Below are 13,787 nucleotides of genomic sequence, written 5' to 3'. Positions count from 1 at the left end.
TCAAGCAAGCTAACATGGAAGGTGACAATGAAATACCTGGTGGGAGAGACTTCGGAAGGCACAGCGGTTTTTGCCGTGAACGGTGAAAACGCAGTGAATCTAACGGCTTTGGACCCTGCCGTCGGTTCCGATTTGATGGGTTTGATTGGCCAGCCAGGTTTGGCCGACTCGCTGGCTGAAAAAATCACCTCGGCGGAAGCTGTGCCGTTATCCTCAGTCACACCGGCGTTGCCCGTGGCGTCACCCGGCACAATCATTTGCATGGGTTTGAACTATACGGATCACATCAAAGAGGGCGGCTACGACATCCCCGAATATCCAACGCTGTTCATGCGCGGTAAGAATTCGATCATGGCGGCGGGCCAACCTATGGTGCGGCCTGCGTGTTCGGAAAAACTCGACTACGAAGCCGAGCTTATGCTGATCGTTGGAAAACGCGGCCGCCATATCTCGGAGCAGGACGCGCTGGATTATGTCTTTGGCTACACTGTATTCAACGATGGTTCGCTGCGGGACTATCAGCGCAAAACCGTTCAGTGGACGCCCGGCAAAAACTTTGATGATACGGGCGCTATCGGTCCTTTCACCGTGACGCCAGATGAGTTGCCCGAAGGAGCATCAGGTCTGAAGATCGAAAGCCGTGTGGGCGATGAAATCCTGCAAAGCTCGAACACGGCCAATATGATCTGGGGTGTCCGGCAGGTAATTGCGACGATCTCGGAATATACCACTTTGGAGCCGGGGGATCTGATTGCTCTGGGCACGCCACCTGGAGTTGGACACGCCAAAAAGCCCAATCCCCGTTGGTTGAAACCCGGCGAAACCGTCGAGGTCGAGATTGAAGGCATTGGAGTTTGCGCCAGCCCAGTGATTGATGAAAAAGACGCCAAGTCAAAGGTCGCCGCAGCATGACCGCACCAACCGGGGCAGAGCTGGAAGCACTTCGCGCCAAGGCACAGCAAGATCATCGAGACCTGCGCCAGCGCATTCCGCGATTGTCCGACGATGCAATTGCCCTGATCCTTCGCGAGTCCAGGTCTCACTATGCCTGGACCGACCAGCCGGTTTCTGACGATCTGCTCGAAGAGATTTACGACATCACGATCAACGGCGCGACCAGCATGAATACGCTGCCCGCCCGCTTCGTTTTCGTGAAAAGTGCCGAAGGAAAAGAGCGGCTTGCCAAGTCGTTGAAGCCGAAGAACGTGCCAAAAATGATGGATGCGCCGGTCACGGCGATCATTGCCTATGACATGGACTTCTGGAGGGAATTGCCTTTTCTTTTCCCGCACGAAGACCGACGACCATTGTTTGAGAACAATCCCGAATATGTGGCCGATACAGCTTTTCGCAACGGAACGCTTCAGGGCGCTTATTTCATGATCGCCGCCCGAGCTGTCGGGTTGGATGTCGGCGCGATGTCCGGCTTTTCGAACAAGATCGTCGACGAGGAGTTCTTTGCAGGAACAACGCTCAAGTCGAACTTTTTGTGCAATCTGGGCTACGCAGATGAAACGGGACTGTTTCACAAGCTGCCTCGCTTCCCATTCGAAAAGGTTTGCTCTTATGCATGAGGAGGTGACCCAGTGGCCATGAAAGTGAAACCTGTCGTCACGTACCGCACGACAGCTCAATGCCCGACGCCCGCGCGGACCGAGATTCCCATTCGTGATTTAGATGTTGTCGTAGACGAACCGGTCGAACGGGGCGGAACAAATCTTGGCCCGTCTCCGACCGAAACCGCAATGGCAGCGCTGATCGCCTGCACCAACGTCATCGGGCACAAGAATGCGCACCGTTTGGGAGTTGATCTTGGCACAGTGACGATAGACGCGAAATGCAGGTTGGATCGCCGTGGTGTCCTAATGGAAGAAGAGATCGATGTTCCGTTTCCGGAAATTGAACTCACCGTGAATTGTGAAACGCCCGCCAGTCAGGAGGAGCTGACACGCGTGGGTGAGGAAACGGCCAAATACTGTGCCATCGCAAAGCTGTTCGAAGCGGCAGGCACTGACCTGACCGTCAACTGGGTCAAAACAAGCAGCTAAAAGTCAACAGACCCGACTTTCTGGGAGGAGAGAAATGAAAAACTGGACCAAACGCAGCCTTGTTGCGGCTGCTGTGGCAAGCGTCATGGCGATGCCCCTCGCGGCAGAAGAGACCATTTCAGCTGTTGTGATTGATGGGTACCCAGATCGGGCCTTATGGGTGAAGGAATTCACCAACTTCTTTATTCCAGAAGTGGATAAGCGGTTGGCCGAGTCCGGCAATTACAAGATGAACTGGCAGGAGAACTATGGCGGTTCTATTGTAAAACCCAAAGGTGTTTTGGAAGGCGTACAGTTGGGTTTGGGCGACATTGGCATCGTCACAACCATCTTCCATTCGTCCAAGCTGCCCAGCCAGGGGATCTCGGGCTCGACACCATTCGTCGCGTCGGATGCTCGTGCAGTGGCCAAGGCAGTTGACGAGATCGCGCGAGAATACCCGGCTATGCAGAATGAGTTTGCTGCGCAAAATCAGGTTTATCTGGCGACGGGCGTTGTGCTCGACACATATCAGATTTTCTGCTCAGAGCCGGTCGAGAAAGTTGCAGATCTTGAAGGACGCAAGATCGCGGGTGCCGGCCTGAACTTGCGCTATCTCGAGGGTATCAAGGACGCGGCGGGCGTACGCGGAGGCCTCACTGATTTCTACAACATGGTTCAAACCGGCCTTGTCGATTGCGTAATGATTTGGCCGGAAGCTTCCAAGACGTTCAAAATCGTCGAAGTGGCCCCTTACATGTTGAAGGCAGACCTTGGTGCGGTAAATACAAAAACAGTCACCGTCAATGCCGACTACTGGGCGAGTCTGCCCGATGAGGTAAAAGAAGTACTACAGGCCGTGGCTATCGACTACCGTGACCACGTGGCAGGTATTGCAATGGATCGAGCCGCTGCGTCGCGAGATGCATTTCTAGAAGCTGGCGGATCGATCATTGAAATCTCGGACGAAGACCGCGCTGCGTGGGCAAATGCGATGCCCAATGTTGCGCAGGAATGGGCTACAACGCTGAATGAGAACGGCGAGCAGGGCACAGATATGCTGGCCGCTTATCTCGGCAAGCTTCAGGATGCTGGTTTCACTGGTGTGCGGGACTGGACGGCCGAATAATCGTTCGGCGACCCGAGAAAGGGGCCAGACATGCTGAAGACCGCAGTTACCGTCCTGTCGCGGGTCGCCAATTCGCTTGCTATCGCCGCCAACGCATTGGGTACGCTTGTCGTCCTGGCGTTGGTGGTCATTCTGAATGTTGACGTCATTGCGCGGGGCCTTTTTTCAGCCCCACTGCGCGGAACCTACGAGATGGTGCAATTCTCGGTCGTGATGATCGTGTTCCTGCAGCTGGCCGACGTTGTCAGAGTGGATCGATTGACGCGCTCGGACGGGTTTTTGAACCTGCTACACCATCGTCGCCCCGGTCTGACAGCCAACCTGAGGCGCATCATCAACGCCATTTCGGCAATCTTCATGGCCTTGATCGCTTATGTAACCTTTCCAGAATTTCTTCACATGTGGGAAACACAGGACTACTTCGGAGTGCCCGGTCTTTTCACATTGCCTTGGTGGCCGGTCAAACTGGTCATCGCGTGCGGTACTGCGCTTGCCTGCGTGATCTTCCTGCTCAAGGTCGTCACGGCGCAGGACCGCCCGCAACTTGTCCGCACCCCAGAGCATGACGAGGCTGCAGAATGACCCCGATCGAGATTGGCCTGATCTCGGTCATCGCCATCGTCTTTCTGATTTACGCGGGCGTTTACATTCCTATCGCTCTGGGCGTGGTCTCGTTCGTGTCGATCTGGCTGATGCGGGACAACTTCACGCTTGCGCTCAACCTGTTGAAAGTGGCGGTTGGCGATAGCGCGATGGAGTATAGTTTCGCGACAATCCCTTTGTTTACCTTTATGGGGCTTATCGTTTCAAAAGCGGGACTAGGCAGGGATATTTACGAGGTCATGACCATGCGATTTCGCAAGGTCAAAGGCGGTATCGGAATGGCGACTGTCGGAGCAAATGCCGTGTTTGCGGCCGTTACCGGGTCGTCCATTGCGTCGGCATCAGTGTTCACCAAAGTCTCGGTCCCGCAGATGATGGCGCAGGCATATAATCCACGTTTTGCGGTTGGGGTTGTAGCTGGGTCTTCGGTCTTGGGGATGATCATCCCGCCGTCGGCAATGCTGATCATCTATTCCTTCGTGGCCGAACAATCCGTTGGTGACATGTTCCTGGCGGGGGTCATTCCAGGGATTATGCTGGCAATCGCTTATGTCGGCGCGATTTGGGTCATGGGGCGCTTCACCCCAGCTTTCGTCGGTGGTCGTGTTGTTGAAGACACCGAGTGGATGTCAGGACGCGAGATCGCCTCCAAGACACTGCCGACACTGTTCATCATTACCATCGTGCTTGGTGGTATCTACACGGGTTGGTTGACGGCAGTAGAAGCAGGAGCCGCCGGAGCTTTTGTCGCGCTAATCATCGCGGTTGCCCGCAAGTCTATGTCTCCGCGCGCATTCTGGGACGCGTTGCTGGAAACCGGGCACATCACGGCGGCGATCCTGTTCCTGATTACGGCGGCTTCAATATACAGTCGAATGCTGGGACTGGCGGGGTTGCCCAATCAACTTCAGGACTTGCTTGCAGGGAATTCCGCGTCCTTTTGGTCGATCATGCTGCTTTATGTTCTTCTGATGCTGTTCCTGGGAACGCTGCTCGACACGGCGTCGATCATTCTTATCGTTGTTCCGTTGTTCCTACCTATGGCCGAGGCGCTGGATATGTCGCTGATCTGGTTCGGCATTATCACCGTGGTCGGAGCCGAAATCGGGCTTTTGACACCGCCTTTAGGCATATCCTGCTTTGTCATAAAATCCACGATCAACGACGACCGCATATCACTCAAAGACGTGTTCATGGGCGCACTTCCCTTTGCGTTCGTGATGCTGATCGTTCTGTTCATTCTGATCGAGTTCCCGATCCTCAGCCTTGCCCTGATTTAAGGAGGCCAAGATGCGCTCTGTCACCAAAGACAATATCACTGACGTCTTCATGGGGTACCTGTCCAAAGACTCAGATCCACGAATGCGCGAGATCATGGGCTCACTGGTCAAACACCTGCACGATTTCGCACGGGAAACCAACCTGACGCATGACGAGTGGCGCGCTGGGATTGCGTTTCTGGAAGGCTGCGCCGCGGTGGAAACCGAGGATAGGCATGAATTCGTGCTAGCCTCGGACGTGTTGGGCCTGTCGTCATTGGTTGACATGCTGCATTCCAGCCCTGACGCGACCAGTTCGTCTGTGTTGGGGCCGTTTCACGTCTCAGGCGCACCCCCGCTGCCGATCGGTGGCGATATGAAACGTCACTACGGCGGGCCGGTCCTTCTTGCTGAAGGCGTGGTCCGGGATACAAAGGGCAATCCGATTGCGGGTGCCGAGCTCGACATCTGGCAAACCGCACCAAACGGGCTCTACGCCAGTCAGGATGAGGAACAGGATATCTACTCTTTTCATGGCTTTATGACGGTCGGCTCAGATGGCCGTTACGCTTTCACCACGGTCAAACCAGTGGAATACACGGTGCCATCTGATGGGCCAGTCGGAGACATTCTGCGAGCCTGTGGTCGCCATCCCTGGCGACCGTCGCACCTGCATTACATCGTCAAAGCTCCCGGTTATCGCACTTTGGTGACCGAGATATTTCCCGACGATGATCCCTATCTGGATGAAGACACGGTGTTTGGCGTGCGCGACGATCTGGTGATGACATATGTTGAACGCCCGGCTTCTGAATTTCCTGATGGCATGGAGCTTTCTGGTCAGATCCATGAACCTTTCTTGCATGTGAATTTCGACGTGACGCTTGCCAAGGACTGATTGATAGATAGGAGGCTTGAGGTGCTGAAACGTATCTTCATTTTGGGCGCTGCGCTGTTTTGCAGTGCCGCCATCGCACAAGAGCGCCCCATCTTCGACACGCATATTCATTACAGCCACGACGCCGTCGAACTGGTGCCACCAGAACAGGTGGCTAAAATCCTTCGGGATGCAGGCGTGCGGAAAGCGCTAGTTTCCAGCTCGGACGACAATGGCACTCAGCTGTTGTTGGACGCGGCACCGGACATCGTCGTTCCAGCGTTGCGCCCGTACCGTCGTCGCGGTGAAATCAACACCTGGATGCACGATGAAACTGTAATTGATTATCTGGAAGAAAACCTGGCCAAAAACGACTACGAAGCTATCGGCGAGTTTCACGCTTACGGCGAAGATATCAAAACGCCGGTCATCCAGCGTATGATTGCACTGGCCAAAGAGCGGAACCTCATTCTACACCACCACGGTGATCGAGAGGCAGTTGACCTGATCTTCGAGACTTGGCCAGAGGCGCGGGTTTTGTGGGCGCATTCTGGCTTTGACGACCCGGCCAGCGTGTCTGACGCTTTGGACACTTATCCCAGGCTTTGGGCGGACTTGGCTTTTCGGTCGGATATGGTTTCACGCGGCCGTTTAGACCCGGATTGGAAGGCCGCGTTCGAGGTGCATCCCGATCGGTTCATGGTTGGCACGGACACATTTGCGCCGGAACGTTGGTACTACGTTGGCCCGCACGCAGATTTTTCGCGTGAATGGCTGGATCTGCTGCCGGAACGGATCGCAGACAACATCGCCTATGCCAACGCTGAACGTTTGCTGGCATCAGAATGATCCGCTGGGTTATATGGCTTCTTGCTTCATCGGGCGCAGCAATTGCTTGTGACGCTGTGGGGCAACGCATGGGGTCGGAAGCCCCAGATGCGCCTGCGGTTTATTTGGCTGTCAGCGAAATTCCGTTGGCCCAACCGTTTTCCGTTCTGATTTCAGTCTGCAGTGAAGCAACAGCACATGAGGTGCGTGTTGATGCAATCATGCCCGCTCATCAGCACGGTTTGAATTACGTTCCCGAAGTTTCGGCATTGGGCGATGGAATGTTCCGGGTCGATGATTTGCTGTTTCACATGCCGGGACTCTGGGAGCTGCAGGCTGACGTTCATATCGGAGGGCGATCGCTGTCCTACACGTCAGAGATCACGCTCAAATGAAGTTCTGGGCTTTAACCGCGCTAATGGCGCTTCCGGTTGCTGTACACTCAGAAATTCTATTGTCCGAAGAGGAAATACAGCAAACGCTTTCCTTCGGGCCGTGGCCGCCAACATACAAGCCAGACCCCAGCAATCGCGTTTCAGGTGACTCAAGAGCTATTTTGCTCGGCGCGGCTTTGTTCAACGATCCGGTGCTGTCGGTAGACGGCGCTTTTTCTTGTGCGAGTTGTCACGACCCCGAACAGGCATTTACAACATCCGAGGCGCGGGCGCTCGGCCGTGTCAGGTTGGATCGGAACACCCCATCCCTGAGAAACCTTGCGAGTCTGCGCTGGTACGGTTGGGGTGGCAAGAGCGATAGTCTCTGGGCAGCAAGTCTGCATCCGATCATCGAAGAACAAGAGATGGCTCACAGCAGCGAAAGTCTAAAGGCGGCAATTTCCGAGAGTTCTTATGTTGCTGATTTTGAGTCCATTTTCGGCAATATCCGAAGTCAAGACCCGGAGTTGGTCCTGGTCAACACGGCCAAGTCTCTATCAGCCTATTTGGAGACGCTTAGAACCGAGCGGACACAATTTGACAGTTTCCGCGATGCGCTGGAACGCGGAGATCTGTTGGCGGCTGCGAACTATCCCGAAGCTGCTCAGAGAGGTCTAAAGCTCTTTCTGGGGCGCGGGAAATGTGCCCTTTGCCACAATGGCCCGGCATTATCCAACAATGAATTTCACGACGCCGGTGTGCCTTACTTCCTAAGCGAAACCGAAGTCGATGAAGGACGGTTCGGCGGGTTGAACTTCCTATTTTCAAGCGTCTACACACTGGACGGGGAATGGAACGACGATCCCGCCAAGCAAGGTGCGTGGGCGGTTCGCAGTGTGCATAGACGTCATTCTGATTTTGGGACCTTTCGTACGCCAAGTTTGCGGGGTGTGGCTGAAACTCCGCCCTATATGCACGACGGCAGTTTGATCGACTTGGACGCGGTGGTCCGGCACTACAGCGAGCTTGATACCGAAAGGCTGCATGCCGACGGTGAGGCCATACTCTCAGAACTGAACTTGTCCGAGCAGGAGATCACTGATCTCATTATGTTTTTGGAGACTTTGTCCGGCGTTACATGGCCTTGAGATACTCCAATTCGGCCAAAGCGCCGCCTGAGTTATGCGGCACGCCGAATTTTGCTGACCCCCTTTCCACGTCAGAGAGTGTGGCCAACAAAACAAGGTCGTTGCAGTCGTCCGAATGATCTATGCCGAACCCCTTGTTGCCTACTTTGGTCGGGCCGTTCCCGAGTAAAATATCGTCTTGCTCTGGCGCCTGCCCACAAAAACTTTCGTCACTGGTCGCTTCGCATGCTAAAAGGCTGCATTAAGGCAATTGGGTTGGGCGCTTTTGACAAACGGCAAACGGGCAGGTGGCTCAATGACCGCCTCGAGAACTCCCACCTGCCGTTTGTACGACTCGACCTCGCGTTACAGCGCTTCAAACACATGCGAAATCTACAGAAATTCGCCGTCTTCAAATCCTCTGTATTTGACCACTTCAACTAGGAAAGATCGCTAACCAGCCCAAGCACCTTCAGGCTGATCCGCCTCGCCGGTCTTTGCGAGTGGAGTCAACTTTGTTCCGGATAGGTTCGTGGTTCCCGCGGTAAACTGAGACTGGTTCGACTTCGTCTGACAGAACCGCCGCCCATTCCCGCCTTTCGCCACTGTTTTCTTGCCACGGGTTTCTGTGGGTAGTACCGTGGGCTGTGCCGCTCTGCCTCGATCAGAGAAAGCGCGATATGCAGACTGAGGCCGTTTTTCCGAAGCGTGCAAAGTTTACTTAAATCCGCCGCGGTCCATTCATCTCTCTGCTTCCATGATGTCGACTGAAAGATGGGATTGCCCACCTCCACAATGGCCAGACTGTAAACCTTTCGCGATCTCTAATCAGACAACACTGCGCCATTCAGGTCAAAGTGCTTTGGGAACATTGCACGCAGAAATCGGAAAACAATTCTCATTGCTTCGTCGCGGTCAAATGAATCCGGGTGGAGTAGGTAATCAGTCCACATGCCTTCGAGCATTGCGAGTGTGCCGTGCGTGGCGTCCCTGGCAACTTGATTAGGGTGTTCCGTCCCAGTTTCTTTTGCAATTCGAGCGAAAGCGTTGAAAACCAAGTTCCGAAGCTTGGCGTCGCGGGTATCTGAAAACGCAGCGATTGCTGCTCTGTTTCGGGCCTCGCCTCGAAATGCGTACCAAATGGAGACGTTTTTCTTGTTGAGAATGGTTTCACTCAAGTCGCCCCGAACAATCATCTCAATATGTTCCTGTCCGGTTTGCCCGGTCGCTTCCAACAAGTCATAAATGCCGTTGTAGTATTGTTCGGATGAATAGCGGGCGGCTTCGTCGACCAAGTTGTCCTTACCACCAAAATGAAGATGAATCATGCCGCGGGACAGATTGGCGCGTTGGATGATTTCGCTGACTGAGGTCTCGGAAATCCCTTTCTCTGCCACCGAGTCGAGTACGGCCTCGATCAGAGAAAGGCGATTTCGTTCGCGTATTTCTTGTCGTCTTCCGGTCATATGATTAGGCGGCTCTATTTGTTTTCAGTCTCTTGCGGTGGCGTCTAGTGGCCGATGCGAAATTGGCCAGCCTCTATGTCGAAATAATCAGTTGACACAACTAGTGCAAAAATCCCAGATTTAAATGGACGATTGTCCATTTTGTGATCGACTGTTGTCACAGCATCGAAAACGACATTCAGCAGGGAAGCATGGCAGGAGCACTACGAAGTGAGACGGGCAAGGGCCTGGCACTTAGCGCGCCTGCGACGCTCTACGTGGGGCTGCTTGTAGCCGTGCCGCTCTGTATTCTTGTCGCCTACAGTTTTTGGACCCAGACATATGTCCAGATTGACCGGACATTGACTTGGGCGAATTACCAAGAGGCGTTTACTGACCCCTTGGTTCGACACCTAATGATCCGTTCGGTTGCAATTGCGGGCGCGGTGACATTGGTAACGGTTTGTCTGGCCTACCCGATTGCCTACTTCATTGCGTTTCGTACGCAAAAGAAGACCCTCTGGCTGCTGCTGATCACTATTCCTTTTTGGAGCAGCTACCTTCTGCGCGTGTTCAGTTGGAAACTCATTCTTGGTTTCAACGGGGTGTTGAACTCGGCGCTGATTTCATTGGGTTTGATACAAGAACCACTGACATTCCTGCTCTACAATGAGTTTGCTGTGGTCCTTACGCTCGCCCACGCCTGGGCACCGTTTGCCATCCTGCCGATCTATGTATCGCTGCAAAAGATTGACCGCAGCCTTTTGGAGGCCGCAACAGACCTTGGCTGCAGTAAGTTGGAGCGCTTTGTACGTGTGACACTGCCCCTGACGGTGCCGGGGATCATCGCGGCCTGCCTGATCATTTTCATCCCAACCGTCGGCGATTACGTCACTCCGGCCTTGGTCGGTGGATCTCAGGGAAAAATGGTCGCGAACTTGATCCAGGTGCAGTTTGGCGCCGCCAATAATTGGCCGTTGGGTGCAACCCTGTCTCTTCTCGCCATGCTTTCGGTCGGCTGCGTTTCGATCCTGTTCGTGGTGATCGTCACCGCATTGGGTCGGAGGATCAGATGACCAGGGTATTTCGCATCTCATGGTTGCTGGTTTACGCGATTGCCTACCTGGTGTTTCTCTATCTGCCGGTTTTGCTGTTGCCGCTGTTTTCGTTCAATGACGGAACCATCGTGGCGTTCCCGCTCAAAGGTTTCACGTTGAAATGGTACGCGCAGTTGGGTCAGCAAGACACGCTGTTGCAAGCCATGGTGAATTCGCTGATCGTCGGCAGCGTGACCGCCGTGATGGCAACTTCCCTGGGTCTCTTTGCAGCTCGCGCCTATGTCCGTTATCGCTTCACGGGGCGTGAGTTGTCCGAGGGATTGGTCATGCTTCCACTGGTCATTCCCGGCATCATCGTTGCCAGTTCAATGCTGGTTCTGTTCATCAGCATCGGGCTGAAACCATCGCTGACCACCGTGATCCTTGGGCATGTGTTTGTGGCGCTGCCCTTTTCCGTGTCGATCATGAAGTCTGCGTTCGACGACTTCGACCAGTCCCTGGAGGAGGCCGCGTTCGATCTTGGTGAAAGCGTTGTTGGAACGTTTCGACGTGTTACCCTGCCAATCGTCGCGCCGGGAATCATTGCCAGCCTGTTGGTCACCTTCACAGTGTCGTTTGACGAGTTCGTCCTGGCCTTTTTCCTATCCGGAAACAGCCCAACACTGCCGGTGTATATCTGGAGCCAAATCCGCTTCCCGGCAAAGCTGCCCAACACGTTGGCACTGGGGTCACTGCTATTACTGTCATCGGTCCTGCTGCTGTTGATTGCCGAATATTTCCGCCGCCGTTCCATCCAGTCCTCAGATTGAAGCCAAAGGAAACAAGTAAGATGAGCGAACAGAACATCATCGAAATTCGGGGCGTAGAAAAACGCTTTGGTTCCTTTGTGGCTGTGTCTGATCTGAACCTGACCTTGAAAGAAGGTGAGTTCTTTTCGTTGCTTGGCCCTTCAGGCTGCGGCAAGACAACGGCTTTGCGTATCATCGCGGGTTTTCAGGATCACGAAGAAGGCGAGATCCGGATCGATGGTCGGACGATGGGAGAGGTGCCTGCCAACAAGCGCCCTACAAATATGGTGTTCCAAAGCTATGCGATCTTTCCGCATTTGAACGTCGGCGACAATGTTGGCTTCGGATTACGCAAAACAAAGCTGTCTCGGAGGGAAATCAAAGAGCGTGTTGCCGAGGCGCTTGAGATGGTCGAGCTTGGCGGCCTGCAGGACCGAAAAGCCAACGAATTGTCGGGAGGTCAGCGGCAACGTGTGGCACTCGCCCGGGCACTCGTTATGCGGCCCAAGGTATTGCTCTTGGATGAACCGTTGTCTGCGTTGGACAAAAATCTGCGCGAAGCGATGCAGTTGGAGATGCGACGCCTTCAACAGAAGCTTGGAATTACTTTCGTCATGGTCACGCATGACCAGTACGAGGCGATGACCATGTCCGACCGCATCGGCGTCATGTTCGCCGGGCAGCTCAAGCAGGTGGATAAGCCAGAGGTCCTGTATTCCCAACCCTGCAACCGGGAAGTGGCTTCTTTCATCGGTGGAATGAACTTTCTGGATGCCGAAGTGACTTCGGAGAATTCTGAAACGCTCGAAGTCAACGTCAAGGGCTTTGGGAAGATGGAAATCGGGGTGAACCCCAACGTCCAGGTGCATGACAAGGAACTTCTTGTCGGGGTTCGACCTGAGCAACTGGAAATCAGCTCGGAAAAACCGGATGGCTATGATGCTCTTGTTCAGGGCGAGGTCTCGGACGTCGCCTTTTATGGCGAGAGTGTCCACTACTATGTGCGCGTCGATGGTCTGAAAGACAGCATTGCCGTCGCAGTACCAAATTACTTTCACACGGTCGATCACACGCGCGGCGATACCGTCTGGCTTGGCGTTCAAAGCGCCTCGGTGATTGACTTGGGTAAACGTGAATCTTTGGGAGGAGAACAATGATTAAAACAGCATCACTTACGGCAGCAGTAGTTGCCACCTTTACCGCGGGCCAAGCTCTGGCGAACGCCGCTGACCTGACCGTTTTTGACTGGTCCGGATATGAGGATCAGGGTTTCTACGGCGATTATGTCGAAAAGTACGGTGGGGCGCCCAGCTACACCTATTTTGGCAGCGTGGAAGAAGCGTTCACCAAGCTTCAGTCCGGGTTTGAGGCCGATTTGGCTCACCCCTGCACAGATGCTCTGAGGAAATGGGTGGCGGCAGATTTGATCAAGCCAATCGACACCAGCAAGCTGGAGAATTGGGACAAGTTGATGCCCAAGATCAAAGAGGTCGATGGCATCACGATCGATGGGCAGACCTACATGGTGCCGTTTGAGTGGGGCAACACTGGCCTGATCTATCGCACCGATATGATTTCGGCGGATGATGTTTCGCTGCAATTGCTTGCAGATCCCGCCTATCAGGGCAAAGTCGCCATTCCGGACGCCGCTTCCAGTGCCTTTGCAATGGCAGCCTTGGCGACTGGAGCGTCCAGCTATACCGATATGAGTGACGAGGAATTCCAAAAAGCGGCGGACTATCTGCGCGCGGTTCATCCGAACGTGCGGTTTTATTGGTCCGATGCCGGCCAACTGGATCAGGCAATTGCCAGCGGTGAGGTTACGCTGGGTTGGGGATGGAACCAATCGGAACTGAACCTGATCTGGAACGAAACCCCAGCAGTCATGATGCGTGATGTGGACAAAGGCATCGCGACCTGGGTCTGCGGTTATGTACATCTGAAATCTGCGAAGCAGTCGGATGAGCAGGTCTATGACATGCTGAACGCGCTCAGCTCCGCGGCAAGTGGGAAGTACATCATTGAAAGCTGGGGATACGCCCACGCCAATGAAGACGCTTTTGCGCAGGCAGACCCGGAGTTGATCGAAACTTACGGGTTCTCGGATGTGGACAGCTTCTTTGAAGGCAGCTTGTTCTTCGACGCCGTTAACCCCGAGTTGGAGGCCAAGATGTTGAAGGAATTCGAGCGCATTAAAGCGGGCTTCTGAGGGCGCTCTTACAACACAGCCGGGAATGGTGGGGATGTAGAAACCCTTCCATTCCCACGAAAC

General features: G+C 54.3%; 15 protein-coding genes and 1 pseudogene. 15 read left to right on the top strand and 1 reads right to left on the bottom strand.

The window, feature by feature from the left end; all coding sequences use genetic code 11:
- Window positions 1-27 precede the first annotated feature (27 nt).
- The 11 genes and pseudogenes from ACR0LD_RS07435 to ACR0LD_RS07385 form a co-directional block, all read left to right on the top strand.
- Window positions 28-912, top strand: coding sequence for a fumarylacetoacetate hydrolase family protein (locus ACR0LD_RS07435; protein WP_170371584.1), 885 nt, complete (start codon window positions 28-30; stop codon window positions 910-912).
- Entirely contained in the window at window positions 909-1,574 is a 666-nt protein-coding gene (locus ACR0LD_RS07430; RefSeq protein ID WP_170404058.1) for a malonic semialdehyde reductase, read from the top strand. The genes ACR0LD_RS07435 and ACR0LD_RS07430 overlap by 4 nt, the downstream gene beginning before the upstream one ends.
- An 18-nt stretch (window positions 1,575-1,592) precedes the next feature.
- Complete coding sequence (locus tag ACR0LD_RS07425; protein ID WP_480636241.1) at window positions 1,593-2,048, top strand: OsmC family protein; 456 nt, start codon at window positions 1,593-1,595, stop codon at window positions 2,046-2,048.
- A 34-nt stretch (window positions 2,049-2,082) separates the two neighbouring features.
- A complete protein-coding gene (locus ACR0LD_RS07420) occupies window positions 2,083-3,156 on the top strand; it encodes a C4-dicarboxylate TRAP transporter substrate-binding protein (RefSeq protein WP_170439450.1) in 1,074 nt (357 codons plus the stop codon).
- 30 nt (window positions 3,157-3,186) lie between these two features.
- The gene (locus ACR0LD_RS07415; RefSeq protein WP_170339329.1) at window positions 3,187-3,738 is read left to right on the top strand and encodes a TRAP transporter small permease subunit; all 552 of its coding nucleotides are present in this window, start codon (window positions 3,187-3,189) and stop codon (window positions 3,736-3,738) included.
- Window positions 3,735-5,039 carry a TRAP transporter large permease gene (locus ACR0LD_RS07410; protein ID WP_170339327.1) on the top strand — a complete coding sequence of 435 codons (1,305 nt, stop codon included), beginning with the start codon at window positions 3,735-3,737 and terminating at the stop codon, window positions 5,037-5,039. The genes ACR0LD_RS07415 and ACR0LD_RS07410 overlap by 4 nt, the downstream gene beginning before the upstream one ends.
- Window positions 5,040-5,049: 10 nt before the next feature.
- Complete coding sequence (locus tag ACR0LD_RS07405; protein ID WP_480636239.1) at window positions 5,050-5,916, top strand: dioxygenase family protein; 867 nt, start codon at window positions 5,050-5,052, stop codon at window positions 5,914-5,916.
- 42 nt (window positions 5,917-5,958) lie between these two features.
- Window positions 5,959-6,744 carry a TatD family hydrolase gene (locus ACR0LD_RS07400; RefSeq protein ID WP_254429939.1) on the top strand — a complete coding sequence of 262 codons (786 nt, stop codon included), beginning with the start codon at window positions 5,959-5,961 and terminating at the stop codon, window positions 6,742-6,744.
- Window positions 6,741-7,118, top strand: coding sequence for a hypothetical protein (locus ACR0LD_RS07395; RefSeq protein ID WP_170339934.1), 378 nt, complete (start codon window positions 6,741-6,743; stop codon window positions 7,116-7,118). Before ACR0LD_RS07400 ends, ACR0LD_RS07395 begins: the two co-directional genes overlap by 4 nt.
- Window positions 7,115-8,245, top strand: a complete 1,131-nt coding sequence (locus ACR0LD_RS07390; protein ID WP_480636237.1) for a cytochrome-c peroxidase — start codon at window positions 7,115-7,117, stop codon at window positions 8,243-8,245. Before ACR0LD_RS07395 ends, ACR0LD_RS07390 begins: the two co-directional genes overlap by 4 nt.
- Window positions 8,246-8,500: 255 nt before the next feature.
- Window positions 8,501-8,752, top strand: a pseudogene (locus ACR0LD_RS07385) (IS6 family transposase); the annotation flags it as partial.
- A 296-nt stretch (window positions 8,753-9,048) separates the two neighbouring features.
- On the opposite strand, the gene ACR0LD_RS07380 reads toward ACR0LD_RS07385, so the two are convergent.
- A complete protein-coding gene (locus ACR0LD_RS07380; RefSeq protein WP_480636235.1) occupies window positions 9,049-9,690 on the bottom strand; it encodes a TetR family transcriptional regulator C-terminal domain-containing protein in 642 nt (213 codons plus the stop codon).
- A gap of 191 nt (window positions 9,691-9,881) precedes the next feature.
- Between ACR0LD_RS07380 and ACR0LD_RS07375 the strand changes: the two genes are divergently transcribed.
- Genes ACR0LD_RS07375 through ACR0LD_RS07360 form a run of 4 tightly spaced genes read left to right on the top strand, consistent with a single transcriptional unit; the run spans window position 9,882 to window position 13,724 of the window.
- Window positions 9,882-10,745, top strand: coding sequence for an ABC transporter permease (locus ACR0LD_RS07375; protein WP_480636233.1), 864 nt, complete (start codon window positions 9,882-9,884; stop codon window positions 10,743-10,745).
- The gene (locus ACR0LD_RS07370; RefSeq protein ID WP_170339925.1) at window positions 10,742-11,536 is read left to right on the top strand and encodes an ABC transporter permease; all 795 of its coding nucleotides are present in this window, start codon (window positions 10,742-10,744) and stop codon (window positions 11,534-11,536) included. Before ACR0LD_RS07375 ends, ACR0LD_RS07370 begins: the two co-directional genes overlap by 4 nt.
- A gap of 20 nt (window positions 11,537-11,556) precedes the next feature.
- Complete coding sequence (locus ACR0LD_RS07365; protein WP_170357404.1) at window positions 11,557-12,672, top strand: ABC transporter ATP-binding protein; 1,116 nt, start codon at window positions 11,557-11,559, stop codon at window positions 12,670-12,672.
- Window positions 12,669-13,724, top strand: coding sequence for an ABC transporter substrate-binding protein (locus ACR0LD_RS07360; protein ID WP_170339920.1), 1,056 nt, complete (start codon window positions 12,669-12,671; stop codon window positions 13,722-13,724). The genes ACR0LD_RS07365 and ACR0LD_RS07360 overlap by 4 nt, the downstream gene beginning before the upstream one ends.
- Window positions 13,725-13,787: the final 63 nt, after the last annotated feature.

The sequence above is a fragment of the Ruegeria sp. BF8 genome (genome assembly GCF_056538625.1).
This window is presented reverse-complemented; position numbering and strand designations above follow the sequence as displayed.